The sequence below is a fragment of the Xanthomonas sp. SHU 166 genome (genome assembly GCF_000364685.1).
GTDB lineage: Bacteria > Pseudomonadota > Gammaproteobacteria > Xanthomonadales > Xanthomonadaceae > Xanthomonas_A > Xanthomonas_A sontii.
Genome location: NZ_AQOJ01000402.1, coordinates 1 through 4,189, shown reverse-complemented (window position 1 = coordinate 4,189; position 4,189 = coordinate 1). Strand labels below are relative to the sequence as shown.

Sequence of the window (4,189 nt, the reverse complement as noted above, 5' to 3'; positions counted from 1 at the left end):
GGCTGGATGCGGCCGCGCCGCCGCGCCGGACGATCGTGCCGGTGAGTCTGTCGGTGCGCGAGAGCAGCGGCGCGCCGGTCGCGCGCACGCGCAGCTAGCACTGCGAACGCGGCTGCGGCCGCAGCGACGATGCGCGATGGCACTCGGCGCGCGCAGTGCCATCGCGACGTCCTCTCGACAGGGGCGGGCAGATAGTGGGTCGCACCCGCACAGCGACGCGTCCCGCGGGTTCGTGCTGAGCGAGCGCTTCGCCCCCTTCTTCCTTTCGTCGAGAGCCGTCTCATGCATCTGCAGACTGCACCGCGCCGTTCCGTGGTGGCCAACGCCTTCTACGGCCTGCTCAATCCCATTCCCTTCGGCTGCTTCGTCGCCGCGCTGATCTTCGATATCGTCTATGCCCGCAGCGGCGTGATCCTGTGGACCAAGGCGGCGGCCTGGCTGATCGCGATCGGGCTGGTCATCGCCATCGTGCCGCGCCTGATCAACCTGGTGCAGGTCTGGATCACCGCGCGGCGCTCCACGCTGCCGGTGGAACGGCTCGACTTCTGGCTGAACCTGTTTGCCATCGTCGCCGCCATCTTCAATTCCTTCGTGCATAGCCGCGACGCGTATGCGGTGGTCCCGGCAGGGCTCTGGCTCTCGATCCTCACGGTCGCGTTGTTGGCGATCGGGCATGTGCTCATCGCCATCCGCACCACGCCACGCGAGGGTTACGTCCATGGCTAAGCGCCTGTGCCTGTCGGTTTTCGCGCTGAGCGGCGCAGTGGCCTTGGCCGCCTGCGGCGGCAAGGCCTCGCTCGAGCCCACCCAGCAGGCGGGCAACGCGCCGCCGCTGCCGCAGCCGCGCAACTTCCTGCTGCCGCCGATGCAGGTTCCCGAGGGAGTGGGCTGGAAGGAGGGGCAGGCGCCCACGGTGGCGGCTGGCCTGAAGATCGAGAAGATCGCCGGCGGCCTGAAACATCCGCGCCAGCTGTACGTGCTGCCCAACGGCGACGTGCTGGTGGTGGAGGCCAATTCGCCGGGGCTGGAGCCGGTCACCACGCCCAAGCAACTGATCGCGGGGCTGGTCCAGAGCCGCTCCGGCAAGAGCGCCAAGGGCGGCAACCGCATCACCCTGCTGCGCAGGGCCACGGACGGCAAGTGGGAACAGCATGCGTTCCTGAAGGGGCTGCATTCGCCGTTCGGGGTGCAACTGATCGGCGATGCGCTGTACGTCGCCAACACCGACAACATCATGAAGTTCCCCTACGTCGCCGGCCAGACCGAGATCACCGCGCCCGGCACGCTGTTCGCCGATCTCCCCGGCACCATCGAACACCATTGGACCAAGGCACTGCTGGCCAGCCCCGACGGGCGCAAGCTGTACGTCGGCGTGGGCTCCAACAGCAACATCGGCGAGAACGGGCTGGATGTGGAATACCGCCGCGCGGCCGTCCTGGAAGTGGACGTGGCCTCGGCCAGCAGCCGCATCTTCGCCTCGGGCATCCGCAATCCGACCGGGCTGCAGTGGGAGCCGCGCACCGGCAAGCTGTGGGCGATCGCCAACGAGCGCGACGAGATCGGCGCCGACCTGGTGCCCGACTATCTGACCTCGGTGCAGGACGGCGGCTTCTACGGCTGGCCGTACAGCTACTACGGGCAGAACGTGGATGTGCGCGTCAAGGACCAGCGCCCGGACCTGGTGGCCAAGGCGATCAAGCCGGACTACGCGCTGGGCTCGCATGTGGCCGCGCTCGGCCTGTGGTTCTCCCGCGGCGATGCGCTGCCCGCCAAGTACCGCGAGGGTGCGTTCGTGGCCGAGCACGGCAGCTGGAACCGCTCGCCGCTCAGCGGCTATCAGGTGGTGTACGTGCCGTTCCAGCAGGGCCGGCCGGTCGGCCCGCCGCAGACCGTGGTCAGCGGCTTCCACTCGCAGGACGAGTCGCAGCTGTTCGGTGCTCCGGTCGGCCTGGCGCAGGACAAGGACGGCGCGTTGCTGATCGCCGACGATGTCGGCAACAGCGTCTGGCGTGTGCGCTTCTGACCGGTTGCACGACGCCGCCCATCGTATGTGGGCGGCGCAGTCTGCACGCGATGCAGCCTGGGCGCGGTGCGGTCTGTGGATCGCCCGGGCGCGCGGCTGGATGGCGGAACAGCACCGACGTGGGATTACAGCCGCACGTCCACCGGCTCGCTTTCCAGCGCCAGTACGCCGAACACGCATTCGTGCACGCGGTAGAGCGGTTCCTGCGCGACGAAACGCTGCAACGCTTCCAGGCCCAGTGCGAACTCGCGGATGGCGAGCGACTGCTTGGTGCGCAGACCACGCTGGCGTAGCCGGTCGAGGTTCTGTGGTTCGGTGTATTCGGGTCCGTAGATGATGCGCAGATACTCGCGGCCGCGGCACTTGATGGCCGGTTGCACCAGCCCGCGCTTGCTGCGCGCCAGGCCTTCGACCGGCTTGATGACCATGCCTTCGCCGCCCTGTGCGGTCAGCGCTTCCCACCAGGCGACGGCATCGGCCACGCTGGCCTGGTCGGCCAGGTCGACGAATATGTGCCGGGTCAGCCGTACCAGCGGTTCGACGTCGGCCAGGCGACGGGCGATGTCCAGGTGCCAGCGGTGGTCGTGCTCCAGGCCGACCACGCCTTCGCAGGCCAGCACGTGGAACGGCGCGATCTTCAGGTCCTCCAGGCCGTTCACTGCCCAGCAGTAGCGGCGATAGGCGTCGACGAAGCGGCTGGCGTCGCTGTGGCGCGCTTGCGCCTGCTGCTGCCAGGACTGCACGTCGATGCCGCGCGCGGCGGCCGCGTCCAGCCAGGTGCGGGCGGTGGCAAGCGCCGCGGTGGCGGCGGCGCCGGTCGGTGCGTACTGCTCGCGCAGCAGTTCCTGGGCCTTGGCCGACCACGGCAGCAGTTCCGCATCGAGCACGATCCAGTCGGTATGCAGTTCCTCCCATAGGCCCGCGTGCTGCAGTGCAGCGTCGAGGCGGTCGAGCAGGGCGTTTTCCAGTTCGCGCTCGCCGAAGAAGCGGCGACCGGTGCGGGTGTAGACGACGCCACGGCCATCGTCGCCGATGCCGAAACGTCGCTGCGCGACACCGGCATCGCGGCACAGCACGACGACCGCACGCGAGCCCATGTGCTTCTCTTCGCACAGCAGCGTGGCGATGCCTTCCTGGCGATAGAAGTCGAGCGCTTCCTGCGGGCGTTCGAGCAGGTCGCCGGACTTGGCGGTCTCCGGTGGCGCCATGGTCGGCGGCAGGTACACCAGCCAGCGCGGATCGATGGCGAAGCGGCTCATCACCTCAAGCGCGGCGATGCTGTTCTCCTCACGGATGGTGACGCTGCGGAAGGCGCGGGTGTCGATCACGCGCTTGCCGGCCACATCGTCCAGGTCGAGCAGCAAGGCCTCACGCGGCGTGGTGGCCGCGGCGCTCGCGTCCTCGGCCGGAAGCAGCGGCTTGACCGGCGTGTAGTACTCGCGCGCGGCCGCGACCGACACCAGTTCCTTCTCCGGATAGCGCAGCGCGGTGAGCTTGCCGCCGAACACGCAGCCGGTATCGAGACAGATGGTGCGGTTGACCCATTCCGGCTCCGGCGTCGGCGTATGGCCGTACACCACCATCGCCGGGCCGCGATAGTCGTGGGCCCAGTCGGAACGGACCGGCAGGCCGAACGCATCGATCTCGCCGGTGGTCTCGCCGTACAGCGCGAACTCGCGCACGCGTTGCGAGGTTCGGCCCTGCAGCTCCTGCTTGAGACCGGCGTGGGCGACCACCAGCTTGCCGTCGTCGAGCACATAGTGGCTGACCAGCTTGTCGATGAAGGCGGCGACCTCGCGGCTGAACTCCTCCGGCTCGGCCTGCAGTTGTTCCAACGTCTCGGCCAGGCCGTGGCTGATGCGCACGTCGCGTCCGGCGAGCTTGCGCTGCAGCTTCACGTCGTGGTTGCCGGGCACGCACAATGCGGTGCCGTTGCCGACCATGTGCATGACCAGGCGCAGCACGCCGGGCGAATCCGGGCCGCGGTCGACCAGGTCTCCGACGAAGACCGCCTTGCGTCCTTCCGGCGCGGCGACCTTGGGTGCCTCGCGGGTGCCGCCGACGGTGTAGCCCAGGCGGCCGAGCAGGGCGACCAGTTCGTCGCGGCAGCCGTGCACGTCGCCGATCAGATCGAACGGCCCGTGCTCCTCGCGGCGGTCGTTCCAG

Annotated in this window: 3 protein-coding genes; 2 read left to right on the top strand and 1 reads right to left on the bottom strand. The window is 69.0% G+C overall.

From position 1 onward, the window contains the following. Positions 1 to 282 precede the first annotated feature (282 nt). Positions 283 to 726, top strand: coding sequence for a DUF2231 domain-containing protein (locus D180_RS11160; protein WP_017912863.1), 444 nt, complete (start codon positions 283 to 285; stop codon positions 724 to 726). Continuing rightward, the gene (locus D180_RS11155; protein ID WP_017912862.1) at positions 719 to 2,023 is read left to right on the top strand and encodes a sorbosone dehydrogenase family protein; all 1,305 of its coding nucleotides are present in this window, start codon (positions 719 to 721) and stop codon (positions 2,021 to 2,023) included. The genes D180_RS11160 and D180_RS11155 overlap by 8 nt, the downstream gene beginning before the upstream one ends. Positions 2,024 to 2,148: 125 nt before the next feature. Here D180_RS11155 and D180_RS11150 read toward each other — a convergent pair. Continuing rightward, positions 2,149 to 4,189, bottom strand: a 2,041-nt coding sequence (locus D180_RS11150) for a polynucleotide kinase-phosphatase (RefSeq protein ID WP_017912861.1), incomplete at its 5' end; no start/stop codon positions are given.